This window comes from Cellulomonas composti, from assembly GCF_007990245.1.
GTDB lineage: Bacteria > Actinomycetota > Actinomycetes > Actinomycetales > Cellulomonadaceae > Cellulomonas > Cellulomonas composti.
The window spans coordinates 66,699-90,205 of sequence record NZ_BJWG01000003.1 but is presented as its reverse complement, the minus strand read 5'-3'; the positions used below and the strand labels follow the sequence as shown (position 1 = coordinate 90,205).

The window sequence follows — 23,507 nt, the reverse complement described above, 5'->3', positions numbered from 1 at the left end:
CCGACTCGGGTGAGATCGTCGGGTGCACCCCGACGACGTCTTCCTGCTCCAGACCCCCGGCCGTCCCGCGGTCCTGCCCGACGGCTCCGCCGCGATCGTGTCGGTGCTGCGACCCGACCGCGACTGCGACGAGTACGTCGGCCGACTCTGGCGGGTACCGCTCGACGACGGCCCGGTCCGTCCGCTGACGCGCGGGCACCGGGACACCGCACCGGCCGTCTCGCCCGACGGGCGATGGGTCGTGTTCTGTCGCGCCGAGCGGGGCGGGCGGGCGCAGGTGCACGCGGTCGAGCCGTGCGGCGGCGAGCCCCTGGTCCTGAGCGACGCGCCGCTGGGAGCTTCGGCGCCGGCGGTCTCGCCCGACGGTCGCCGGGTCGCGTTCCTCGCGCGGGAGGCCGAGGCGGGCCGCTACCTGCCCGGCGGCGACCCCGCCGCGGAACCGCCGCGGCTGATCACCGAGCTGCAGTACCGCGGCGACGGGGTCGGCTTCACGCGCGACCGGCCCCGGCGCGTCCATGTCGTCGACCTGCCCGATGCCGACGCGCAGGACCCGGCCCCGATCCTCGCCACCGTCCCGGACACGGCGCCGACGCGAACGGCGGTCGCGGTGAGTCCGGCCGGCCTGGACGTGTCCGCGTTCGCCTGGCTCCCGACCGGCGACGCACTCGTCGCGATCGCGGCGCGACACACCGATCGCGAGCGGGACCTGCGCAACGACGTCGTGGTCGTCCCGGTCGGCGAAGGAGCGAGCGCGCAAGGAGGAGTCACAGGCGTCGACGGGGGCTCGGCCCAGGCGGGCGGGGTCGAAGCAGGCGGGCTGCTGCCTGTCACGGACGCCGACGCGGGGTCCACGCTCAGCATCGAGGCGGTCCGCGTCGCCGAGGACGGTACGCGCGTCTGGTTGCTGGCAAGCGACGTGGGGCCCTCGGGGCGGGACTTCGTGGCGGCGACGACAGGCCTGTGGGAGGTGCGCGTCGACGCGGCGGGTCGGCCGCTCGGCCCGGCGACCCGGCTCACGGACGCGGAGTCGGTGGACCTGGACCCGGGCGTGCTGCTCGAGGTCGACGGGGCCCCGGTCGTGGCGCCGCAGCGCTCCGGAGCCGTGCACCTGTCCAGGCTCGGGCCGGACGGTCTCGTCGACCTCGTCGACGGCGACAGCGTGGTCCTCGGTGCGGACGCGGGGGGAGGCCGGGTGGTCGCGGCGGTCGCCCGGGCGGACTCGTCGGGCGACCTCGTGGTGCTCGACCCCACCTCCGGGAGCGTCGGGGCGAGGGCGCCACGGCGTGTGACCGACCTGTCCGCCCCGCTGCGGGCGACCGGCCGTCTCCGGCTGCCTGCGCCGCTTGTCGCGCACGCACCCGACGGGTACCGGGTCGAGGGCTGGCTGACGCTGCCGGACGCGGGTGTGCACGGCGACGGCCCGTACCCGACGATCCTCATGATCCACGGCGGGCCGTTCGGGCAGTACACGCACGCGCTGTTCGACGAGGTGCAGGTGCTCGCCGCGGCGGGCTACGCGGTGGTGCACGGCAACCCGCGCGGCAGCTCGGGCCGCGGGCATGCGCACGGCGCGGCGATCCGTGGGGCGTTCGGGACGGTCGACGCCGACGACGTGCTCGCGCTGCTCGACGAGGCGCTCGGCGACCCTTCGCTCGACCCCGCCCGCGTCGGGGTGATGGGCGGGTCGTACGGCGGCTACCTCACGGCCTGGTTGACCACCCGGACGGACCGGTTCGCGGCCGCGGTGGTCGAACGGGGCTTCCTCGACCCGGTCAGCTTCGTCGGGTCCAGCGATATCGGGTGGTTCTTCGGGCTGGAGTACCTCGGGGACGGTGCCGACGAGGCGGGCGCGGCGCGGGTCGCCGCGCAGTCGCCGATGGCGCACGTGGGCAGCGTGCGCACGCCGACGCTCGTCATCCACTCCGAGCAGGACTGGCGCTGCCCGGTCGAGCAGGGGCAGCGGTGGTTCGTCGAGCTGCGTCGTCGCGGGGTGCCCGCCGAGCTGCTGCTCTTCCCGGGCGAGGGGCACGAGCTCACGCGTTCGGGCCGTCCCCTGCACCGGCTGCAGCGCTTCGAGCACGTGCTGCGGTGGTGGGGCACCCACCTGCCGACGGGAACCTGACCGGTATCGGGTTGGCGCCGGGCGCGCTCGTCGGACAGGGTGGGGGTACGCAACGACGAGGAGGACCTGGCGATGGCGCAGGACGAGAGCAAGCCCACGGTCGACGAGGACGCGAAGGCGAAGTTCCGCGAGGCGCTCGAGCGCAAGAAGTCCGCGGGGCATCGCACGGCCGACTCGAAGTCCAACACCGGCCAGGTGCACGGTTCGGAGACCGCCGGACCGTCGCAGCGCCGGTTCCAGCGCAAGTCCGGCTCCTCCTGACCCGACCGTCTCTGACCTCCTGACCGCGCCGGAGCGGACGGGTCACGTTCGCGAGCCCCGCGCCCTGCAGGAACGTGATGGTCACGGTGTGCGGGACGGGCGTGGGCGCGGGTTCCGCCGGGATCGTCAGGTCGAGCGTGACCGGGTATCGGTCGAACGGTAGCCGCCTACCAGATCGGGCCGGGTCGGTCAGGACAGCAGGCGCAGCCGGATCGCCTCGGGCTGGGCGCGCAGAGCGGTGACCAGCTCGTCGTTGACGGGGGAGCCGGCGTCCGTGACCACGTAGCCGATCTCGCCACGCGTCGCGAGGAGCTGACCCTCGATGTTGACGCCGTGCTCGGCGAGCATCGCGTTCACGGCCGCGAGGACCCCGGGGACGTTGTGGTGCAGGTAGGCGAGCCGGTGCACGCCGGGCGGCTGGTCGAGGGCGACGTTCGGCAGGTTCACCGACAGCGTCGTCGAGCCGGTCGCGAGGTAGTCGCGGAGCTTGTTGGCGACGAACTGCCCGATGGCCTCCTGCGCCTCCTCGGTCGACCCGCCGGTGTGCGGCGTGAGGATGACGTTGGGCAGGCCCTGCAGCTCGGAGACGAACGGGTCGCCCTTGCGCTTGGGCTCGGTCGGGAAGACGTCGATCGCGGCACCGGACAGGTGGCCGGAGACGATCGCGTCCCGCACCGCCGCGGGGTCGACGACGAACCCGCGGGACAGGTTGAGCAGCAGGGCGCCGGGCCGCATGCGGGCGATCTGCGCCGCGCCGAAGAAGCCGGCGTTGCCGGGGCGGCCGTCGACGTGCAGCGTGACGATGTCGGAGCCGGCCAGCAGCTCGTCGAGCGAGGCGGCGCGCCGCGCGTTTCCGAGCGCGAGCTTCTCCGCGGCGTCGTAGAAGATCACGGACATGCCGAGGTTCTCGGCGAGCACCGAGAGCTGGGTGCCGATGTTGCCGTAGCCGATGATGCCGAGCGTGCGACCGCGCACCTCGTGCGCGCCGGTCGCGGACTTGTTCCACGTGCCCTGGTGCATCTCCTTGTCGAAGACGGTGAGGCGACGCGTGAGCGCGATGATGTCGGCGATCGCGATCTCGACCACCGAGCGGGTGTTCGAGAACGGCGCGTTGAACGTCGCGATGCCGTGCGAGGCCGCGGCGCGCAGGTCGATCTGGTTGGTGCCGATGCAGAACGCGCCGACGGTCACCAGGTCGGGCGCGGCGGCGAGCACCTGGGCCGTGACGTGGGTCTTGGACCGGATACCGAGCAGGTGGACGCCCTCGAGCGCCTCGACGAGCTCGGGCTCGTCGAGTGCACCGGTACGGGTCGTCACGTCGAACCCGGCGGTCTCGAGGATCGCGCGGGCCTGGGGATGGAGGTTCTCGAGCAGCAGGGCCTTGGGCACGGGCACATGGTGCGCCTGTCCGAGTCCCGGGACCACGGACGTCCGTCCTGCGGACAGCTCCCGCGGCCGGGTACCGAGGACGGATCAGGCCTCGAACCCCGGGGGCAGGTCGCGGGCATGCACGACGTGCAGGGCGCGCGTGGGCCGCGTCGCCGCGACGTACAGGTCGCCCGCCGCCCTGGCCAGCACCTGCGCGGGTTCGACGAGCACGACGACGTCGAACTCGAGCCCCTTCGTGGCCCGCGCGCCGAGCAGGACGAGCGGGTCGTCGAGCCCGCGCCCGAACGTGACGTCCGCGTCGGCAGCCGCCTGGCGCAGGGCTTCGAGCGCGTCGTCGTCGGCCACGACCGCGACGCGGCCCGCGCCCTCCTCGTCGCGCACCCGGACGACCGCCTCGCGCGCGACCTCGATCGCGCGCGCCGCGACACGCTGCGCCTCGACCCGTTCGACGACGAGCGCGTCGGGCACCTCACGCGCCGAGACGAGCGGCGAGGTCGGCAGCCCGGCCGCGGCCGCGACCCGGCCCGCGACGTCCGCGACCGCGCGCGGCGTGCGGTAGTTCACCGTGAGCTCGGCGAGCCGCCACGACCCTCGCAGCACCGGGTCGAGCATCCCGGCCCACGAGCGCGCCCCGGCCCGCGTCGAGGTCTGCGCGACGTCACCGACGATCGTGAGCGACCTCGTCGGGACGCGGCGCAGCAGCGCACGCCAGGCCATCGCGGACAGCTCCTGGGCCTCGTCGACGACGACGTGCCCGTAGGTCCAGGTCCGGTCGGCGGCGGCCCGTTCGGCCGCGGTGAGCGAGGATCCACCCGCGGCGAACCGGTCTGCGAGCAGCTCGGCCGAGACCAGCGCGTCGCCGCCGGTCGACGCGAGCACCTGGCGTGCGTAGGCGACCTCGCGCTCGCGCGCCTTGGCGGCGACGCGCTCCTGCGCGCGGGCGGCCTGGTCGTCCTCGCCGAGCAGCTCGGCGGCCTCGTCGAGCAGCGGCACGTCTGCGGGCGTGAACGGCGCGTCCGGCGCGCGCACCAGCAGCGCGCGGTCCCGCTCGGAGAGCTGCGGTGCGGCCGACGCGAGGCGGTACGGCTTGGCGTACAGGTCGCGCAGCAGGCCCTGCGGCGTGAGCGGCATCCACGCGAGGTTGAGCGCGATCCGGACCTCGCGCGTGGTGCGCAGCTCCTCGACGATCTCGCTGCGCTCGTCGGACGGCACGTCGAACCCGAGCTGCGCGACGTACTGCCCGGCGAGCCTCGAGAGCATGTCGCGCACGAACGTCACGCGCGCCTGGTTGTGCGGACGGTGCAGGCGGCGGGCGCGCGCGATCGCCTGGGCGACGTCGTCGGGCCGGATCACGATCCGACGACCGTCGACGCGCAGCTCGACCGGCTCGGCCGGGATGCGCTGCCTGTCGCGCACGGCGCGTCCGATGACGGCGGCCATCACCCCGCGCCCCTTGATCTCGGCGACGGCGTCGGGCTCGGTCCCGTCGGCCACCACACCCGGCACGAGGTCGGCGACCGTCGTCGTCACGACCCCCGTCTCGCCGAGCGACGGCAGGACCTGGTCGATGTAGCGCAGGAACGTGGAGCTGGGTCCGACGAGCAGGACGCCCGAACGCTCCAGGAGGCGGCGGTGCGCGTACAGCAGGTAGGCCGCGCGGTGCAGCGCGACCGCGGTCTTGCCCGTGCCGGGACCACCCTGCACGACGAGCGCGCCCTCGAGCCCGGAGCGGATGATCGCATCCTGCTCCGCCTGGATCGTCGCGACGATGTCACCCATCCGCCCGGTGCGGCCCGCGCGCAGACCGGCGAGCAGCGCGCCCTCGCCGGACAGGCCGCTCAGCTCGTCGGGGTCGCCCTCGAGGAGGTCCAGGTCGAGCACCTCGTCCTCGAGTCCGGTCACGGCACGGCCGCGCAGCACGATGTGCCGGCGCCGGCGCACGCCGTCCGGGTGGGCCGCCGTCGCGCGGTAGAACGCCTGCGCGGCGGGCGCCCGCCAGTCGGTCAGCAGGGGAGTCTGGCCGTCGTCCGTGAGCCCGATCCGGCCGATGTAGCGCCGACCGTCGTCGTCGAGGTCGAGGCGGCCGAACACGAGACGCTCCTCGACCTGCTCGAGCCGGGCCGCACGGTCCTCGTACAGCGTCGCGAACGCGTCGCGCTCGCTGCGGTTCTGCGGCGTGCCGCCGGAGCGTGAGCGACGGACCTCCGCGAGGCGGGCGCGCGTGCTCGCGCGCAGCTCGTCGAGGCGGCCGTAGGCGACGTCGACGGCCGCCTGCTCGGCCGCGAGCTCGGAGTCGATGCCTGCCACGCCGCGCCTCTCCCGTCCGTCGGTGAACCTGCCGGGACGGCCCGGCACGGCGGCCGTCCACTCTACCCGTCGGCTGCGGTCGTCGTCGCCGCCGTCCGGCGCGTGCGCAGGCCGCTGACGTCGTAGTCTGCGCGTAGTCCGGCAGGGGCGGAGCAGACAGGAGTCCCGGTGACCGACCCGTTGACCGTGGAGGCCGCCGGAACGCAGCAGCGGCGGACGACGGCGCGCGACGCGAGCGGTGCCGACATCGACGGTCCGATCCGCCTGCTCGTCGTCGAGGACGACCCGGGCGACGCCCTGCTGGTCTCCGAGCACCTCGACGACGCCGACATCGACGTCACGCTCACGTTCGCGCGCACGCTCGACGAGGCGGTCGAACAGCTCGACGTCGACTGCGTGCTGCTCGACCTCGGCCTGCCCGATGCGCAGGGCCTGCCGGCCCTCGAGCTGCTGCTCGCGGCGGGCGCGCCCGCGGTCGTCGTGCTGACGGGGCTCGCGAGCGGGGACGGGCTCGCGGCGGTCGCGGCCGGCGCACAGGACTACCTCGTCAAGGACGACGTCGACGGCGCGCGGCTCGCGCGTGCGGTGCGCTACGCCGTGCAGCGTCGTCGGCTCGAGGAGACCGACCGCGCGCTGTTCCGCTCGGTCGTGCAGGCGCAGGAGGCCAACAGGTTCGAGCGCGCCCTGCTGCCGCGGCCCGCGGTGCGCGACGACGCGCTCGAGGTCCAGGTGGGGTACCGCGCGGGTCGGGCCGGCGTGCTCGGCGGCGACTTCTACGACGTGGTGGAACGTCCCGACGGCACCGTCCTCGCGCTGGTGGGCGACGTGTGCGGACACGGTCCCGACGAGGCGGCGCTGGGGGCGACGCTGCGCACGGCGTGGCGCACGCTCCTGCTGGCCGGCGTCGCGACCGCGGACCTGTTCGAGCTCGTCGAGCGGGTCCTGGTCAGCGAACGGCCACGGTCGGAGATCTTCACCACCGCCGCGATGCTCGAGATCGCACCGGACCGGCGCAGCGTCGACCTGTATCTCGCGGGGCATCCCGTGCCGTTCGTCGTCGGACCGCCCGCGGTGACCGCGCCGACCCACCTGCGCGGCCGTGCGCTCGGTATCCCCGTCACGGGAGGGTGGCACCCCCTGCGCCTCGAGCTGGCCGAGCGGTGGCACCTGCTGATGTACACGGACGGCCTGCTCGAGGCGACGGTCGAGGCGGGCGGCCGCCTCGAGAAGGCGGGGCTGCGCGCGGTGGTCGACGCCGCGTGGGACGCGGGCGGCGCCGACGGGCTCGTCGAGCGGGTGATCGAGGACGTGCGGCGCCTGCACGGCGGCGACCTCGTCGACGACGCGGCGCTCGTGCTCGTCGGGAGCCGTCGGTGAGGCGGACGTGAGCGGGCGGCTCGGCTGGGGCCCGGCCGGATCGCTGCGGCGACGTCTGTTCCTGCTGCTGGGCGCGGTGGGCGTGACGCTCGGCGTCGTCCTGCTCGTCGCCGGCATCGTGTTCTCGCGGCTCGTCGAGCGTCAGGAGCTCGTCACGCAGGACCTGTTCGACGCCACACGGGCGGCCAACGTCGGCTACCTCTCGCTCGTCGACGCCGAGACCGCGGTCCGCGGCTACGCCCTCACCGGCGACCCGCAGACCCTCGCCCCGTACGAGGCGGCGCTCGCGGCGGGTGTGCCGTTCGACGACATCGCGGCCGACCTGGCGGACGTCGTCGACGAGCCCGACCTGACGACGACCGCGGCGACCGCGACGGCCTCCGCGCAGGCGTGGTTCGACGACTACGCGACGCCGCTCGTCGCGCAGGTCCAGGAGCAGGGCACGGGGTCGTTGACACCGGATCAGATCGCGCAGGGCCAGGCGCTCTTCGACGGCGTGCGGGCAGACGTGGAGGCCTTCATCGCGGAGCTGGGGCAGGTGCGTGACGCGACGGCGGACGAGCTCGCCGTGCTCACCCGGGAGGCGACCGCGCTGGTCGCACTGCTCGGTCTCGTCGTGATCGTCTTGGCCGGGTCGGTGGCTGTCGCGCTGCGGCGCTGGGTCGTCGACCCGATCGGTCGGCTAGGCGCCGACTCGCGCGCGGTCGCGTCCGGGGACCTCACCCACCCGGTCGAGGCCGTCGGACCGAGCGAGATCGCCGACCTGGGGCGCGACATCGAGCTGATGCGCACGACGCTCGTCGAGCAGGTGCAGGCGGTCGAGGCCGCGCGCGCCGAGGTCGAGGGCGCGCACTCGGCGCTGCTCGAGCAGGCCGAGGAGCTGCGTCGCTCGAACCGCGATCTCGAGCAGTTCGCGTACGTCGCGTCGCACGACCTGCAGGAGCCGCTGCGCAAGGTGGCGAGCTTCACGCAGCTCCTGCGCAAGCGGTACGGCGGTCAGCTCGACGAGCGCGCGGACCAGTACATCGACTTCGCGGTCGACGGCGCCAGACGGATGCAGCAGCTCATCGCGGACTTGCTGGGATTCTCCCGGGTCGGCCGCGTCGGCGGCGAGGTCACGACGGTCGACCTCGACCGTGCGTTCGCCGCCGCGGTCGACCAGCTCTCGGAGCGCGTCGCGGAGTCGGGTGCCGTGGTGTCCGCCGACGTGCTGCCCCGCGTGCGCGCCGAGGAGCCCCTCGTCGTGCAGCTGCTCGCCAACCTGATCGGGAACGCGCTGAAGTTCCGCTCCGACGATCGCGCCCCGGTCGTGCACGTCTCCGCGAGGCGGACCGGCGACGAGTGGACCTTCACGTGCCGGGACAACGGGATCGGGATCGACGCGCGCTACGCCGAGCGCGTGTTCGTCATCTTCCAGCGGCTGCACGCGAAGGACGTCTACGAGGGCACCGGCATCGGGCTCGCACTGTGCAAGAAGATCGTCGAGTTCCACGGGGGCCGCATCTGGATCGAGCAGCCCGACGACGGCATCGGCACGTGCCTCTGCTGGACGCTGCCCGCCGACCTACCATCCTGACGAACGGTGGCGTGAGCCTCGGGAAGGAGCACCGACGGTGCCGAACGACCGCAAGACCATCGACGTCCTGCTCGTGGAGGACGACCCCGGCGACGTCCTCATGACGCAGGAGGCGTTCGAGTACAACAAGGTGCACAACCGCCTCACGGTCGTCTCCGACGGCGTCAGCGCACTGGCCTACCTGCGCAAGGAGGGCGAGCACGCGGACGCGACGACGCCCGACCTGATCCTGCTCGACCTCAACCTGCCGCGCATGGACGGTCGCGAGGTGCTGCAGGAGCTCAAGGCCGACGAGCTGCTGCGCACCATCCCCGTCGTCGTGCTGACGACCTCCGAGGCGGAGGAGGACGTCGTGCGCAGCTATTCGCTGCACGCCAACGCCTACGTCACCAAGCCGGTCGACTTCGACGCGTTCATCCGGGTGGTGCGCCAGATCGACGAGTTCTTCGTCGAGGTCGTCCGGCTGCCGTCCCACTAGGGCTGCCCGGTCGGCGACGGGGACCGGGACCGAGGCGGGGGCGGGGACTGAGGCGGGGGACCGCGGCGGGGACCGGGGCGGGGAAGAGCGTCGGGCCGCTCGGTGTTGCACGGTGCGAGACGGCTGCCGAACGACGAAGGAGCTCATCGCGCATGCTCGACCCCCAGGACCTCTACGACGTCGACCCGACGGTCGCGGCGCAGGTGACCGCGCGGACCGAGGAGGCCGGGGCCGGCCCGGTCCTGCTGCACGCCGTCCGCGGATTCATGGACGCGGGCTCGGCGGGTCAGCTCGCGGTCGATCACCTCATCGAGTCGATGCCGGTGCGTCGCCTGGTCACGTTCGACGCGGACCAGCTCGTCGACTACCGCTCGCGTCGTCCGACCATGACGTTCGACGCGTCCACCTGGGTCGACTACGCCGAACCGCACCTCGCGGTGGACCTCGTGCACGACGACGGCGGCGAGCCGTTCCTGCTGCTGCACGGCAGTGAGCCCGACGTGCAGTGGGAGCGATACGTCGCGGCGGTCCGCGGTCTCGTGGAGCGGTTCGACGTGCGGCTGACCGTCGGTCTGCACGGCATCCCGATGGGCCTGCCGCACACGCGGCCCGTGTCGGTCACCGCGCACGGCACACGCCCCGAGCTGGTCGCCGACCAGCCCGCCTGGTTCGGCCGCGTGCAGGTCCCGGCGAGTGCGAGCGCGCTGCTCGAGCTTCGTCTGGGGGAGCAGGGGCGTGATGCGATGGGCTTCGCGGTGCACGTGCCGCACTACCTCGCGCAGTCGCAGTACCCGCAGGCGACGATCGCGGGGCTGCGAGCCGTCGAGCGTGCGACGGGCCTCGACCTGCGCGTCGGCGCGCTGGACGCGGCCGCGACCGACGCGACGCTCGAGATCGAGCGGCAGGTCGCGGAGTCCGACGACGTGCGCACGCTCGTCGGGGCGCTCGAGGAGCAGTACGACGCGTTCGCGCGCGCCACGGGGCGCACGACGTTGCTCGCGCAGTCCGCCGACCTGCCGACCGCCGACGAGCTCGGCGCGCAGTTCGAGCGGTTCCTTGCGCAGCACGCCGACGACGACGAGTGAGGACGTCGCCCTCGTCGGGCGCGTTACCCAATCGTTGTGAAGGCGTGGCCGGAGCCTGATCGAAAACGTGCCGTACGCCACACTCCCGGTGCGACGATTCCGGGACCGCGGTGGAGCAGGTCCGCCGCCGGTCACCGGACGGTGGGCGCTGCCCGCCGGAGAACGAGGGATGTCAGGCATGGCACAGGGTGCTGTCAAGTGGTTCAACTCGGAGAAGGGCTACGGGTTCATCGCCCAGGACGGCGGCGGCGCCGACGTCTTCGTCCACTACTCCGCGATCGATTCCCAGGGCTACCGCACGCTCGACGAGGGTCAGCGCGTGGAGTTCGAGATCACGCAGGGCGACAAGGGCCCGCAGGCCGAGCAGGTGCGTCCGCTCTGAGCCGCGGGCCGGGTTCGCCCGGCCGTAGGTCGACCGATCACCGACAGGGCCGTCCCGTTCACGGGGTGGCCCTGTCGGCGTGCTCGGGGTGCTCGCGTTCCGGGTCGCGCAGGACGGGCGCGGTCCCGACGAGGGTGCGCAGCTCGTCCGCGTGCAGCAGCCGCGCCGGTGCCGGCAGGCTGCGCATGTCGCGCGCGAGCGCATCGCCGGCGAGCAGGTCCGGGTCGTCGCTCGCGGCGAGCACGACGTTGCCGTGCCCCCGGCCGCGCAGCAGCGCGGGTTCGGCGACGATCGCGACGTCGTCGAACACCGCCGACAGCGTCGCGGCCTCGCTGCGCGCGAGCGTCAGCGGGGGCCGGTCGGCGCAGTTCACCAGGTAGAGCCCGCCAGGTCGCAGCACGCGGGCGACCTCCTCGGCCATCTCGCGCGTCGTGACGTGCGCGGGTGTGCGGTCGCCCGCGAACACGTCACGCACGACGACGTCGGCGCTGCCCGCCTGGAGCGCGGCGAGCTGTTCGCGCGCGTCGCCCGCCCGGATCCGCAGCGCGGGTGAACGCGGTAGCCCGAACCAGTCGCGTACGAGCGTCGCGAGCGTCGGGTCGAGCTCGATCGCGAGCTGGCGCGACCCGGGCCGGTGCGCGTCGAGCGCGCGTGCGAACGCGCAGCCCGCGGCCCCGAGGTGCACGACGTCGAGCGGGCTCCCGGGGCGCAGCCGCTCGACGAACGCCGCCATCTGCTGCATGTACTCGAACGCGAGGACGCGCGCGTCGGCCAGGTCCAGGTAGGAGCTCGGCACGCCGTTGACCAGCACGGTCACGCCGTCGGGATCGTCCGGGTCGGGGACCAGCTCGACGGTTCCGGTGGGGATCTGCACGGCGCCCTCGGGCCAGGCCGACCGGTCGCGAGGACCGGCCGCCGCACGCCCGCCGCCGCGCGTGCGCGACCCGGGCGTCGGCCGTGTGGGTGGTCGCTGAGAGCCTGTGCGTCGGGAGGGCACGCGCACACGGTAGGCCACGGTGCGCGCGGCTCGCCCGGCGGACGGGTTGACGAGATCGAACGCCTGTTCGATACTGAGGGTGGAGGTGGTGACGGTGCGAGCAGTGACGACGACGAGCGCGAGGCGACCGGCCGCAGCGCCCGGACGTCCGCGTCGCGGAGGCGGTTCCCCCCGTGCGGAGCAGCTGCTGACGCGTGCCGACGCCGAGCTGGTCGCGGCGCAGTTCTCCGCCGAACCGTGGGAGCAGTTCGGGCACGCGCACCTCGCGGGTCTGCGCGCGGCCGCCGCCGTGGTCGCCGCGCGCGGGACACCGGCCGGTCGCGGGGCGCCGAGGACGGCCTGGGGGATGCTCGAGGTCGTCGCGCCCGAGCTCGCGGACGCCGCGCGCTACTTCGCCGACGGGGCCGCGCTGCGCTCGGCGGTCGACGCCGGCCGGTTCGACCAGGTCGACGCCGTCCGTGCCGAACGCACGCTCGAGGCCGCCGAGGACCTCGTGGACGCCGCGCGTGCCGTCGTGGCCGGCGCGGAGGCCATGGAGCGTGCCTCGTGAGCCGCGGTCCCATCGGCGCCGCCGGCCGAGCAGCCGCGGCGCGGGACTGGGGCGGTGACGACGCCGACTGCTCGGTGCTCCACGTCGACATGGACGCGTTCTTCGCGTCGGTCGAGCTCGCGCGGCGACCGCAGCTGCGTGGGCGTCCGGTGATCGTCGGCTTCGACGGCGGTCGCGGCGTCGTCCTCGCGGCGACGTACGAGGCGCGGGCGTTCGGCGTGCACTCCGCGATGCCGATGGCGAGCGCGCTGCGCTCGTGTCCGCAGGCGATCGTCGTGCCGCCGGACCACCGTGCGTACCACGAGGTCTCGGTCGGCGTGATGGAGGTCCTCGGGGACGTCACGGCTCTGGTCGAGCAGGTGAGCGTCGACGAGGCCTTCCTCGACGTGGCGGGCGCGCGGCGGCGGATCGGGCCGCCGACGTTCATCGCCGAGCAGATCCGCCGGAGGGTGCACGACCGCTTCGGCATCACGTGCTCGGTCGGGATCGCGTCGACGAAGTTCGTCGCCAAGCTCGCCTCCGGTCTCGCCAAGCCGGACGGTGTGCTGCTGGTTCCGCGGGCCGCGACGCTCGAGCTGCTGCACTCGCTGCCGGTCGGCGCGTTGTGGGGGGTCGGGGAGCGCACGCAGGCGGCGCTCGGGCGCTGGGGCATCACGACGGTCGCGGAGCTGGCGGCCTCCGACGTGGGAACGGTCCAGCGGGCCGTCGGCAAGGTTGCCGGCGCGCACCTGTTCGACCTCGCCTGGGGTCGGGACCCTCGTCCGGTGCAGCCCGGCCGGGAGGAGCGCTCGATCGGTGCCGAGGAGACCTTCGCGGTGGACCAGGCCGATCTCTCGGTGGTCCAGGCGAAGGCCCTGGAGCTCGCGGACCGGTGCGCCACCCGGCTGCGGGCGCGTGGCCTGGTCGGCCGCACCGTGAGCGTGAAGGTCCGGACGTCCGACTTCCGGACGCTCACGCGCTCGCGCACGCTGACGACGTCGACGGATGTCGGGCGCGAGATCTACCTGACCGCCCGGGACCTGCTGGCGGGAGCGGACCTCGGTGGACTCCCGGTGCGGCTCGTCGGCGTCCGCGTCGAAGGGCTCAGCCCGATCGCGCGCGCGATCCGGCAGCCGACACTCGAGGAGGCGGCGCTGGGTGACGCCGAGCGGTCCGGTGGTGCCGTGTCCCGGCGGGATGCCGAGCTGGCGATGGATCTGGTGCGCGAACGGTTCGGGAGCCTCGCCATCCGGACGGGAGCGGTGGGCTGACCCACCCCCGAAGAGTGACGGGAGGGTGGCTCGACTTCCACCATTCAGGTGGCGGATCTATCCTTGGGGGCAGACAGGTGCACCACACATGACCATGGGGGTCGGGATGCCACTCTCCGAGTACGAGCAGCGCGTCCTCGAGCAGATGGAGCGACAGCTCTCCTCTGACGACCCTCGGCTCGCGAACACGCTCAAGCACCGCGGACGGCGGTCTGTCGGTCGCTACGTCGCCGCCGGTCTCGGTGCGGTGGTCGGCCTGCTGATGCTCGTGTTCGGGACCGCCGAGAGCATGCCCGTCCTCGGTGTGATCGGCTTCGTCGTGATGTTCGCGGCAGTCGCTTTCGCGTTCGCCAACCCGCACAGCCACGAGGGACCCCAGGGTGTCGTCGAAGAGGACGGCACGGTGCGTCCCGCCGGCCCGGGAGCGAGCGCGAAGGGTGCCCGGGCGCCGCGCTCCGGCAAGCAGCCCAAGGCGCACAAGCCGGGCTTCATGGACCGGCTCGAGGAGCGGTGGGACCACCGCCGCGAAGACGGCCGCTGAGCGAACCGCTCCTCTTCGGCGGTAGTGACCCGGCCGGTCTGCAGCAACGCTCGGCCGGTCGATAGGCGCGCTCAGTCGGTCGAACGGCGCGCTCGGCCGGTCTGCAGCAACGCTCGGCCGGTCGAACGGCGCGCTCGGCCGGCCGACCGGCGCGGTCAGCGGCGGCGGAACCTCGACCGGCGCATCGCCGACTCGACACCCTCGGCGACGACGTCGACGGCCCGGTCGAGCGCTCCCGGCACCGGCTCGGGCGGCGTAGGCGCGTAACGCTCGCGCTCGACGTCGCGCGCCAGACCGGCGAGGGCGTCGACCGCCGCCGGCGCGAGCGCCGCCCGCCCGTCGCGCTGGACCTTCTCCTGCACGGCGCCGACGACCGCGCGAGGCGTCGTCGCATCGGACCAGCCGACCCCCGAACGCGCGAGCCGCCGACGGAGTCGGACCCATGCCTGCTCCGGCGTGCGCTCGGCGACCGCACGGGTGCGGCGGCGGGCCAGGAGCCAGACCGCCAGCGCGCCGATCCCGAGCACCAGGAGCACGGTGAGCGCGATGGGTAGCCAGGCCGCCCCCGAGGTGGTGGCCGTGCTGCCGCCCGGAGACTGCGGCGCACTCGTCGAACCGGACCCGGCGTTCGCGGTGGGCAGCGCGGGCTCCGTGGGCCCGGAGTTGCCGGCACCCGCGAGCGGGTTGCTCCACTCGGGCGGCAGGCCGGACTGCACGGCGGGAGTCGGCTCGAACCGCACCCAGCCGTAGCCCTCGAAGTTCAGCTCGGGCCACGCGTGCGACTGGCGACCCGTGACGACGTAGGTGCCGTCCTCGTTCTTGCCGGGCAGGAAGCCGACCCCGACCCGCGCGGGGATACCGAGCGTGCGCGCCATCATCGTCATCGCGGTCGCGAACTGCACGCAGTAGCCGGTGCGGGACTCGAGGAAGTCCCACACCGCGTCGTCCGTGCGGGCCGGCTCGAGTCGGGTGTCGTACGTGAAGTTCGCCGTCGAGCGCAGGTAGGTCTGCAGCGCCATGGCCTGCTCGTACGGCGACGAGGCGCCCGCGGTGACCTCGAGAGCACGGGCGCGGATGTCGTCGGCGTGCGAGGTCGCCGGCACCTCGAGCGCGGCGGGGTCGTCGGGCGTGCCGGTCGATGCGGCGCGCAGCTCGTCGGCGGTGAGCTCGGGGATCTCGGCGACGTACGTGACGCGCATCCCGTGCGAGGTCGGGGCGGAGCCCTGCACCTGATCGCGGAGCGCGTCGAACCACCAGTTGCCGTCGACGTCGACCGACCGCGCGAAGATCGGGATCGGCAGGTGGTCGTCCTGCAGCACGCCGATCTCGACGTCGACCTGCGCGAGCGAGCCGTACGCCGCACTGGGCACGCCGCCGAAGCGTGTGGGGTCGGGCGAGAGGAGCTCCTGCGGCGTGAACCCGTGCGGCTCGCCGCTCGCACCCTCGTCGGCGTTCCACTCGCGGCCGTCGAAGCTCGTGAGCGTGAAGGCACGCAGGGGCCCGAGCGTGCCTGCGGTCACGCGCGCGGTCGCGGCGGTGGGGGAGGCCGACGGCGTGGGCTCGACGACGACGGCGCCGGTCGCGCCGTCGCTCGGACCCGGCGTCTCGAGGCCGACCTCGATGCGGCCTGTGGTGGCGTCCGCGGGCACCCCGACGGCGCTGAGCGTCGTGACGACGTACGTCAGGACCACCTGACCCGAGCGGGACCCCAGGTTGTCGCGCAGGTCGAGGTCGGTGCTGAGCGTGACCGGCCCGGCGGCACCGGAACCGAACCGCGGCAGCCCCCACGACGACCAGCCGGGTAGCGACGCGAGGACCGGTCCGAGGACGAGCGCGGCGGTGACGACGCCGACCGCTGCGCCGGCCGCGATCCGGGCCCGGTAGCTGTTCTCGTCCCGCGTGCCGCGTGGTGCGACGCTCAGCGCGAGGAGCAGCAGGTAGCACAACGCGGTCCCGAACAGCGCTGACCAGCGGGCGGGGTAGCCGAGCGTGATCGTCGGGAGCCACATGGCCGCCAACGGCAGGCCGGCCCACGCGGTCATCCCGAGCGCGACGGCCAGCGCGTCCGCCGCCAGGAACACCAGCAGTGCGCCCACGGCGAGCACGAGCTCGAGCGGCCGCGAGACGTCGACCGGGACACGTTCGGTGTCGATCAGGTGCAGGCCGTCGCCCCACAGCGCCACCAGGCGGCGCCACGCGTCGAGGTCGGGCACGAGCTGTGCGCGACCGGGCGGTGCGCCGTAACGCAGGATCACGACGAAGTACGCGACGACGACGCCGACGACGGACGGCACCCAGGCGGACGCGGTGAGTGCGCGTGCACCGGCGACGACCGCGGCGACGAACAGGACCTGCAGCACGATCGGCGCACGCCACGGCTCAGGTGAGAACAGGTTGGTGACGGCGTGCAGGCTCGTGATCGTGGCCAGCGCGCACAGTGCGGTCGCGAGCGTCGCGCGCAGGCCCCTGGGCGGTGTCGAGGTCGGCGTCATCGTGCCGTCCCCAGCAGACGCAGCCAGCAGTCGACGAGCGGTTCGCCCGGGGTCACGGTGCACGCGCGCCACCCGGCCCGGCGCAGTGCGCGCACGGTGTGCTCGGCGTCGCGCTCCTCGCTCGGGTGGGCCGGGTCGCTGCGCACCATGGCCCAACCCTGGGCCGCCTCGGCGACGTGCGTCAACGCGGCGCGCGCGCCGGGACCGAGCGGGCCGAGGACGCCGATGACGATCTCGCCGCCGGCCTCGGCGTGCTCGAGAAGGTGGGTCGCGGCGACGACCCGCGCGAGCGCCTCGGTGCTGCCGCGCGGCGACTCGAGGTCGACGGTCGCGTCGAGCAGTGCCGCGCGAGCACCGTCGTGGCGCGTGTGCAGGTACGGGACGCCGACGGGCCGCAGGTGGGCGCCGACACCGTCGAGCAGCCGGACGGGGTGACCCGCGTCCAGCATGGCGAGCGCGACCGACGCGACGAGCGAGATCGACCACTCGAGGTGCGTGGGCCGCGGCGGCAGGTCGACGAGCACGGAGACGGGACGCATGCCGGCCCGCTCGTCGGAGCGCACGAGCAGCTCGCCGCGGCGCGCGCTGCTGCGCCAGTGCACGCGCCGCAGGTCGTCGCCCTCGCGGTAGTCGCGCAACGAGGAGTCGTCGGTCGACGGCGAGCGTGCGCCGAGGGCGACGCGGTCGGGCTCGCCGACGAGCACGTCGTTCGGCGCGGGGAGCGCCACGACCGTGGGCCACACGGTGACCTCGGCCTGCTCGCCCAAGGTCGTCGTCGCCGCCACCGTGGCGAACACGTCGGACCGGGTCACGACGAGCGGGCCGAGCGGCCAGCGCCCGCGGCGTGCCGCATCGACGCCGTAGGTCACGGTCACGACGCCGGGCGCACGCTGCACGCGCGCCCGCAGGGGGCGCCCGGCGGACAGCTCGGTCGCGGCCTGCTCGGCGAACCGCAGCCCGGCGAGGCGCGCGCGCGACGACGGGTCCGTCGACCGGATCTCGACCTCGACCTGGAGCCGTTCACCGGCGTGCACGGGGTTGGGCGTGAGCACCCTGCGCACCGCCAGGGCTCGCCGACCGGTGCCGGGGTCGCGCCACGCGACGAACGCGGCGGCGGCGGCGACGAGGATCACCGGGACCGCGCCGATCCGCGCGAGCTCGACCGAGCCCATGGCGATGCCCGCGAGCATGATGAACGCGCCGATGGCGGCGAGAGTCCAGCCGCGGGGTGTGGGCCGCAGACGCATCAGCCGAACGCGCGCCGCTCGCGCGCGACGCCGGACTGCGCAGGGACGGCGACGCGCGCCACGATGTCGGCGACGATCGCGTCGGTCGACCTCCCGGACAGTCGGGACTCGGTGCTCGGCAGCAGGCGGTGCGCCAGCACGCTGACCGCGAGGCTCTGCACGTCGTCGGGCAGGACGTGGTCCCGCCCGGTCATCGCGGCGAGGCCCTTGGCGGCCCGCAGGAGCTGGATCGCGGCGCGGGGCGAGGCGCCGAGCCGCAGGCCCTGGTCCTCGCGCGTCGCGGTGACCAGGTCGACCACGTACCGCTTCACGGCGGCCGAGGCGTACAGGCGACGCGTCATGTCGATCAGCCGGGCCACGCCGGCGGCGTCGGTGACGGGGTGCAGCACCGCGAGCGGGTCGGCCGACTCCTGCAGGTCGAGCATGTCGAGCTCGGACTCGATGCTGGGGTAGCCGACCGTCAGCCGCGCCATGAAGCGGTCGCGCTGCGCCTCGGGGAGCGGGTAGGTGCCCTCCATCTCGACCGGGTTCTGGGTGGCGACGACGAGGAACGGCCGCGGGAGCGCATAGGTGCGGCCGTCGACGGTGGCCTGAGCCTCCTGCATGCACTCGAGCAGCGCGGACTGCGTCTTCGGCGACGCGCGGTTGATCTCGTCGCCGATGACGATGTGCGCGAACACCGGTCCGGGACGGAACTCGAACTCGTGGGTCTGCGGACGGAAGATGTTGACGCCCGTGAGGTCGGACGGCAGCAGGTCCGGCGTGAACTGGATCCGGCCCACCGAACAGTCGATCGTGCGGGCGAGCGACTTGGCGAGCGTCGTCTTGCCGACGCCGGGCACGTCCTCGAGCAGCAGGTGGCCCTCGGCGAGCAGCACGGCCAGCGTGGTGCGCACGAGCGAGGTCCGACCGGTCACGACGCGTTCGATCGCCGCCTGCATGCGATCGGTCGTGGCGACGAGGTCGTCGAGCTCGGGCGGCGTGGGTACGGCCTGCATTGCGCCTCCTTTGGCGGTCTGGGACGAGCGTACGTGCCCTGGGCGCTCGCGGGTGCCCTTCGGTCCTCCACTTCACTCCACCGGACGGTCGTCGCCTGCTTCGAACGACGGTGCAACCGTCGTTGACCTGCGGATTTGCTGATCTGCGCCGTCGGCGCGGTGGTGCGACCGGACACGCCACGGCGCGATGGCCGAGATACCCCTCCACTTCACTCCACCGTGTTTGACCTGCGGATATGTGTGTCAGATGGGTGATTTCTTGGCGTCTGACCGGCGAGGGTGGAGGAAAGTGGAGTAGCGTGGGGACACGTGGTGCGGCGGGGAGTCGCCGCGCCGTGGACGGGGACGGGGAGGTGGGTCTGGTGTCGCTCGAGACCAGCGCCGTCTTCGGCTCCGGCCTGCCCTTCCTGGGCACCTACACGCCCCGGCTCGACGAGAAGGGGCGGCTGATCCTCCCGGCCAAGTTCCGCCCCCAGCTGGCCTCGGGTCTCGTCATGACCCGCGGCCAGGAGCGCTGCCTGTTCCTGCTGCCGATGGACGAGTTCCGCCGGATGCACGAGCACCTGCGGCTCTCGCCCGTGACGAGCAAGCAGACGCGCGACTACCTGCGTGTCTTCCTGTCCGGCGCGAGTGACGAGCTGCCGGACAAGCAGGGCCGCGTCTCGATCCCGCCGGTGCTGCGTCAGTACGCGGGACTCGACCGGGACGTCGCGGTGATCGGCACGGGCAGCCGCGTCGAGATCTGGGACCTGCCGACGTGGGAGACGTACCTCGCCGAGCAGGAGGCGGGTTACGCCGACGTCACCGAGGGGGTGTTCCCCACCGGCTGAGCGAGGTCCGGGTCCGCCCGGCGAGACCTCCTTCCGACCTTCGCGCCGCACTTCCCCGGCGGCGCAGGGACGGCGGGGGATCTGGTCGGACGGCGGAGGGGCTGTTCGACCAGCAACCACAGCAGGACGGCAAGGACCGCAGGACGCACGAGCACGAGGCCGACGAGACGGCACGACCGACGGAAGGAGGACCGATGGACGACGCGACCGCCGACCGGACGGTCCCCGTCGGCGACGCGGCGTCCCGGCACGTGCCGGTGCTCCTCGAGCGGTGCCTCGAGCTGTTGGCGCCCGCGCTCGAGCCGGCCGACGCCGTGATGGTCGACTCGACGCTCGGCATGGGCGGCCACACCGAGGGCGTGCTGCGCCGGTTCCCGCACGTGCGGGTCATCGGCCTCGACCGCGACACCCAGGCGCTGGACCTCGCGGGTGAGCGGCTCGCACCGTTCGGCGATCGCTTCACGGGCGTGCACGCCGTGTACGACGAGATCCGCGACGTGCTGCGCCGGCTCGGCATCCCCGCCGTGCACGCGGTGCTCATGGACCTGGGCGTCTCGTCGCTCCAGCTCGACGAGACCGAGCGCGGCTTCTCGTACGCGCAGGACGCGCCGCTCGACATGCGGATGGACGCGACCTCGGGCCAGACCGCGGCCGACGTGCTCAACACGTACGACGAGCGAGACCTCGCACGCGTGCTGCGCGTGTACGGCGAGGAGCGGTTCGCGCCGCGGATCGCGCGCGCCATCGTGCGGGCGCGCACCGTGGCGCCGCTGACGCGGACCTCCGAGCTGGTCGACCTCGTGCGGGCGAGCATCCCTGCGGCGGCCCGCGCGACCGGGGGACACCCGGCCAAGCGGACGTTCCAGGCGCTGCGGATCGAGGTCAACGGCGAGCTGGAGACGCTCGAGCGCGCGCTGCCCGAGTCGATCGAGGCGCTCGTCGTCGGCGGCCGCATCGTCGTCGAGGCCTACCAGTCGCTCGAGGACCGGCTGGTCAAGCACGCGCTGGCCGCCGGCGCGACGTCGAGCGCACCGCCGGACCTGCCGGTGCTGCCGCCGACGCACGAGCCGTACCTGCGGCTGGTCACGCGCGGCGCGGAGGAGGCCGACGAGGCCGAGCTCGCCCGCAACCCCCGTTCCCAGTCCGTCCGCCTGCGCGCCGCCGAGCGCGTCCGTCCGACTCCCGACCACCTGCGCAGGAGGGCCGCATGAGCACCGCTACCGCCCGGGCCTACCCGGCCCCCGCGCGTCCGGTCCGGTCGTCGGGTGCCCCTGCCCGCACCACGGGCGAGCGCGCCCCCGCACCCCGGCTGCGCCTCGTGCGTGCCCCGGCGAACGCGCGCCTGCGGGTGCCGTTCGTCCTGGTCTGCATGGGGGTGCTGGCCCTCGCGCTGCTCACCGCACTGCTCTTGAACACGCAGATGGCCTCGAACGCGTACGCCAAGTACGACCTGTCCAACGAGCTGGGCCGGCTCGACCAGGACGCCAAGGACCTCTCGGCGCAGCTGGACCAGAAGTCGTCTCCGAGCGCGCTCGCCGCGGCCGCGGCCAAGCTCGGGATGGTGCCGGCCGCCGGCACCGGCTGGGTGCGGCTCGCGGACGGCACCGTGCAGGGTGCGCCCGAGGCGCCCTGATGACGCAGGTCGCCGACCCGCCGCGTGCGCGCCCCGCCGCCGGGCAGGGTGTCGGGCACAGTGGCTCTGTGACGACCACGACCGTGCGGCCCGTTCGCGCCGCAGCCCTGAGAGGGGCAGCGCGCCCGGGCGGCGCCGGCGGTGGTCAAGGTGGCGGTCACGGCGGTGGTCACGGCGGTGGTCGTCGGGACCGGTCGGGCCCCTCGACGCGTGTCCCGGTGGCCGGCAGCCACGGGCGGATGGTGTTCCTCACGGTCGTGCTGCTGCTCGTCGTGACGCTGTTCGCGGGACGTCTCGTCTACGTGCAGGCGCTGCGCGGCCCCAGCCTGGCGGAGGCGGCGCGCGAGAGCCGACTGTCGACGGTCGCGCTGATCGGCACGCGGGGGCAGATCACGGACCGCGACGGCGTCGTGCTCGCGACCTCGGTCGAGCGCTACGACATCTCGGTGAACCAGACCCAGGTCGACGAGTACCGCGGCGACGGGACCGACGCGGACCCGTCGGGTGCGCTCGGCGTGGCCCGCCGGCTCGCGCCGCTGCTGGGGATGGACGTCGCGGTGCTGGGCGGTCAGATCGTCGGCGACTCGGGGTTCAAGTACCTGCGCAAGGGCGTGCTCCCGGAGGTCGCGCGTGAGATCCGCGCGCTCGGGCTGCCGTGCATCAACGTGGACAAGGTCGCCGAGCGCGCCTACCCCAACGGCGTGAACGCGGGCAACGTCATCGGCTTCGTCAACTCGAACGGCCAGGGGCTCGAAGGTCTCGAGATGTCGCTCGACGACGAGCTCAAGGGCCTGCCGGGCAAGGACGTCTACGAGCGCGGCGCCAAGGGACAGCCGGTGCCGGGCGGGTACTCCGACGACGAGCCCGCGACCACCGGCCGGTCCGTGCGCCTGACCCTCGACAACGACATCCAGTGGAAGGCGCAGAGCCTGCTCGACGCACAGGTCGACGCGTCGGGCGCCTCGTCCGGCTCTGCGGTCGTGATCAACGTCAAGACCGGCGAGATCCTCGCGCTCGCCGACTCCGACTCGCGCGACCCGAACAACCCGGGCGACTCCGCGGGCGGCTCGCTCGCGAGCTCGATCTCCGACGTGTTCGAGCCGGGTTCGACCGGCAAGGTGATCACGATGTCGGCCGTGATCGAGGCCGGCCTGGTCACGCCCACCGACCAGTGGACCGTGCCGTACGCCTACACGACCGACAACGGACAGGTCATCCACGACTCGCACGAGCACGGCACCGAGAAGCTGACGACCGCGGGCGTGCTCGCGGAGTCGTCGAACACCGGCACCGTCCAGATCGGCTCCAAGCTCACGGTGGACCAGCGGCACGCCGCGCTCACGGCGTTCGGCTTCGGTTCCAAGACCGGGGTCGAGCTGCCCGGCGAGTCGTCGGGCCTGCTGGCCGACGCGGACGACTGGGACGGACGCACCAAGTGGAACGTGCTGTTCGGCCAGGGTGTCGCGGTGACGGCGCTGCAGGCGACGCAGGTCTTCGCGACGATCGCGAACGGCGGCGTGCGGGTGCAGCCGCACATCATCGAAGGCTGGACCGACCCGGACGGCACGTACACGCCCGCCGAGGAGGCCGCTCGCACGCGTGTCGTCTCGGAGGCGACCGCCGACACGGTGCTGTCGATGATGGAGAGCGTGGTCGACGACGGCACGGGCTCCAACGCGGCGATCCCGGGCTACCGCGTCGCGGGCAAGACGGGTACCGCGCAGAACTGGATGCACGGCGTGCAGGGCATCACGGCGTCGTTCATCGGCGTCGTCCCGGCCGACGACCCGCAGATCGCGGTGAGCGTGATCCTGCACGAGCCGAAGTCGTCGATCTACGGCGGCACGGTCGCGGCTCCGGTGTTCCGCGACATCGCCGCGTACACGCTCAGCGAGCTCGGTATCGCACCCTCGGGCACGAAGGCCACGCTCTACCCGACGACGTGGTGAGCCGGGTCACCACGCCCATGGACGCGCCGGCCGTCGTCCCCGT

At 73.8% G+C, this 23,507-nt stretch carries 20 protein-coding genes; 14 read left to right on the top strand and 6 right to left on the bottom strand.

From position 1 onward, the window contains the following. The first annotated feature begins 22 nt into the window (after positions 1-22). Positions 23-2,122 (top strand): S9 family peptidase, encoded by a 2,100-nt coding sequence (locus CCO02nite_RS04615; protein ID WP_146841878.1) that lies wholly within the window; start codon positions 23-25, stop codon positions 2,120-2,122. 72 nt (positions 2,123-2,194) lie between these two features. Then, the gene (locus tag CCO02nite_RS04610) at positions 2,195-2,383 is read left to right on the top strand and encodes a DUF5302 domain-containing protein (protein WP_146841877.1); all 189 of its coding nucleotides are present in this window, start codon (positions 2,195-2,197) and stop codon (positions 2,381-2,383) included. A gap of 189 nt (positions 2,384-2,572) precedes the next feature. Here CCO02nite_RS04610 and serA read toward each other — a convergent pair whose 3' ends face one another. Together serA and CCO02nite_RS04600 are read right to left on the bottom strand one after the other, a co-directional pair. Then, positions 2,573-3,772 carry a phosphoglycerate dehydrogenase gene (gene serA, locus CCO02nite_RS04605; RefSeq protein WP_146841876.1) on the bottom strand — a complete coding sequence of 400 codons (1,200 nt, stop codon included), beginning with the start codon at positions 3,770-3,772 and terminating at the stop codon, positions 2,573-2,575. An 84-nt stretch (positions 3,773-3,856) separates the two neighbouring features. Then, the gene (locus CCO02nite_RS04600; protein ID WP_146841875.1) at positions 3,857-6,079 is read right to left on the bottom strand and encodes a HelD family protein; all 2,223 of its coding nucleotides are present in this window, start codon (positions 6,077-6,079) and stop codon (positions 3,857-3,859) included. A gap of 168 nt (positions 6,080-6,247) precedes the next feature. Here CCO02nite_RS04600 and CCO02nite_RS04595 point away from each other — a divergent pair, with 168 nt between their 5' ends. The 5 genes from CCO02nite_RS04595 to CCO02nite_RS04575 all read left to right on the top strand — a co-directional run bounded on the left by CCO02nite_RS04595 (position 6,248) and on the right by CCO02nite_RS04575 (position 10,977). Then, positions 6,248-7,456 carry a PP2C family protein-serine/threonine phosphatase gene (locus CCO02nite_RS04595; protein WP_146841874.1) on the top strand — a complete coding sequence of 403 codons (1,209 nt, stop codon included), beginning with the start codon at positions 6,248-6,250 and terminating at the stop codon, positions 7,454-7,456. A gap of 7 nt (positions 7,457-7,463) precedes the next feature. Beyond that, positions 7,464-9,032, top strand: a complete 1,569-nt coding sequence (locus CCO02nite_RS04590; protein WP_146841873.1) for a sensor histidine kinase — start codon at positions 7,464-7,466, stop codon at positions 9,030-9,032. Between the two features lie 37 nt (positions 9,033-9,069). Beyond that, a complete protein-coding gene (locus tag CCO02nite_RS04585) occupies positions 9,070-9,510 on the top strand; it encodes a response regulator (protein WP_146841872.1) in 441 nt (146 codons plus the stop codon). Between the two features lie 152 nt (positions 9,511-9,662). Further along, positions 9,663-10,595 carry a proteasome assembly chaperone family protein gene (locus CCO02nite_RS04580; protein ID WP_146841871.1) on the top strand — a complete coding sequence of 311 codons (933 nt, stop codon included), beginning with the start codon at positions 9,663-9,665 and terminating at the stop codon, positions 10,593-10,595. A 178-nt stretch (positions 10,596-10,773) separates the two neighbouring features. Continuing rightward, positions 10,774-10,977 (top strand): cold-shock protein, encoded by a 204-nt coding sequence (locus tag CCO02nite_RS04575; RefSeq protein WP_146841870.1) that lies wholly within the window; start codon positions 10,774-10,776, stop codon positions 10,975-10,977. 58 nt (positions 10,978-11,035) lie between these two features. Here CCO02nite_RS04575 and CCO02nite_RS04570 read toward each other — a convergent pair whose 3' ends face one another. Next, positions 11,036-11,851, bottom strand: a complete 816-nt coding sequence (locus tag CCO02nite_RS04570; protein WP_146841869.1) for a spermidine synthase — start codon at positions 11,849-11,851, stop codon at positions 11,036-11,038. A 211-nt stretch (positions 11,852-12,062) separates the two neighbouring features. Between CCO02nite_RS04570 and CCO02nite_RS04565 the strand changes: the two genes are divergently transcribed. The 3 genes from CCO02nite_RS04565 (at position 12,063) to CCO02nite_RS04555 (ending at position 14,315) form a co-directional block, all read left to right on the top strand. After that, positions 12,063-12,524: an SAV_6107 family HEPN domain-containing protein gene (locus tag CCO02nite_RS04565; protein ID WP_246117348.1), complete on the top strand. Its 462-nt coding sequence runs from the start codon at positions 12,063-12,065 to the stop codon at positions 12,522-12,524. Beyond that, positions 12,521-13,774, top strand: coding sequence for a DNA polymerase IV (gene dinB, locus CCO02nite_RS04560; RefSeq protein WP_281284565.1), 1,254 nt, complete (start codon positions 12,521-12,523; stop codon positions 13,772-13,774). Before CCO02nite_RS04565 ends, dinB begins: the two co-directional genes overlap by 4 nt. A 106-nt stretch (positions 13,775-13,880) precedes the next feature. Continuing rightward, the gene (locus CCO02nite_RS04555) at positions 13,881-14,315 is read left to right on the top strand and encodes an SCO2097 family morphological protein (protein WP_146841868.1); all 435 of its coding nucleotides are present in this window, start codon (positions 13,881-13,883) and stop codon (positions 14,313-14,315) included. Between the two features lie 155 nt (positions 14,316-14,470). Here CCO02nite_RS04555 and CCO02nite_RS04550 read toward each other — a convergent pair whose 3' ends face one another. From CCO02nite_RS04550 to CCO02nite_RS04540, 3 genes are read right to left on the bottom strand one after another with little or no spacing between them, the layout of a single operon-like run. Continuing rightward, positions 14,471-16,807 (bottom strand): transglutaminase TgpA family protein, encoded by a 2,337-nt coding sequence (locus CCO02nite_RS04550; protein WP_146841867.1) that lies wholly within the window; start codon positions 16,805-16,807, stop codon positions 14,471-14,473. Further along, positions 16,804-18,054, bottom strand: coding sequence for a DUF58 domain-containing protein (locus tag CCO02nite_RS04545; RefSeq protein ID WP_146841866.1), 1,251 nt, complete (start codon positions 18,052-18,054; stop codon positions 16,804-16,806). Before CCO02nite_RS04545 ends, CCO02nite_RS04550 begins: the two co-directional genes overlap by 4 nt. After that, entirely contained in the window at positions 18,054-19,052 is a 999-nt protein-coding gene (locus tag CCO02nite_RS04540; RefSeq protein WP_146841865.1) for an AAA family ATPase, read from the bottom strand. The genes CCO02nite_RS04545 and CCO02nite_RS04540 overlap by 1 nt, the downstream gene beginning before the upstream one ends. A gap of 398 nt (positions 19,053-19,450) precedes the next feature. On the opposite strand from CCO02nite_RS04540, the gene mraZ reads away from it, so the two are divergent. The 4 genes from mraZ (at position 19,451) to CCO02nite_RS04520 (ending at position 23,464) form a co-directional block, all read left to right on the top strand. After that, positions 19,451-19,882 carry a division/cell wall cluster transcriptional repressor MraZ gene (gene mraZ / locus CCO02nite_RS04535; RefSeq protein ID WP_246117368.1) on the top strand — a complete coding sequence of 144 codons (432 nt, stop codon included), beginning with the start codon at positions 19,451-19,453 and terminating at the stop codon, positions 19,880-19,882. A 194-nt stretch (positions 19,883-20,076) separates the two neighbouring features. Further along, complete coding sequence (gene rsmH, locus CCO02nite_RS04530; RefSeq protein ID WP_146841863.1) at positions 20,077-21,093, top strand: 16S rRNA (cytosine(1402)-N(4))-methyltransferase RsmH; 1,017 nt, start codon at positions 20,077-20,079, stop codon at positions 21,091-21,093. Then, positions 21,090-21,515, top strand: a complete 426-nt coding sequence (gene ftsL / locus CCO02nite_RS04525) for a cell division protein FtsL (RefSeq protein WP_146841862.1) — start codon at positions 21,090-21,092, stop codon at positions 21,513-21,515. Before rsmH ends, ftsL begins: the two co-directional genes overlap by 4 nt. A 218-nt stretch (positions 21,516-21,733) precedes the next feature. Further along, a complete protein-coding gene (locus tag CCO02nite_RS04520; RefSeq protein WP_246117347.1) occupies positions 21,734-23,464 on the top strand; it encodes a peptidoglycan D,D-transpeptidase FtsI family protein in 1,731 nt (576 codons plus the stop codon). Positions 23,465-23,507: the final 43 nt, after the last annotated feature.

Coding starts and splice junctions, on each gene's coding strand:
- rsmH (WP_146841863.1), top strand. CDS start 20,077: ATGGACGACGCGACCGCCGACCGGACGGTCCCCGTCGGCGACGCGGCG.
- CCO02nite_RS04545 (WP_146841866.1), bottom strand. CDS start 18,054: ATGCGTCTGCGGCCCACACCCCGCGGCTGGACTCTCGCCGCCATCGGC.
- CCO02nite_RS04555 (WP_146841868.1), top strand. CDS start 13,881: ATGCCACTCTCCGAGTACGAGCAGCGCGTCCTCGAGCAGATGGAGCGA.
- CCO02nite_RS04540 (WP_146841865.1), bottom strand. CDS start 19,052: ATGCAGGCCGTACCCACGCCGCCCGAGCTCGACGACCTCGTCGCCACG.
- CCO02nite_RS04610 (WP_146841877.1), top strand. CDS start 2,195: ATGGCGCAGGACGAGAGCAAGCCCACGGTCGACGAGGACGCGAAGGCG.
- CCO02nite_RS04580 (WP_146841871.1), top strand. CDS start 9,663: ATGCTCGACCCCCAGGACCTCTACGACGTCGACCCGACGGTCGCGGCG.
- CCO02nite_RS04575 (WP_146841870.1), top strand. CDS start 10,774: ATGGCACAGGGTGCTGTCAAGTGGTTCAACTCGGAGAAGGGCTACGGG.
- CCO02nite_RS04550 (WP_146841867.1), bottom strand. CDS start 16,807: ATGACGCCGACCTCGACACCGCCCAGGGGCCTGCGCGCGACGCTCGCG.
- ftsL (WP_146841862.1), top strand. CDS start 21,090: ATGAGCACCGCTACCGCCCGGGCCTACCCGGCCCCCGCGCGTCCGGTC.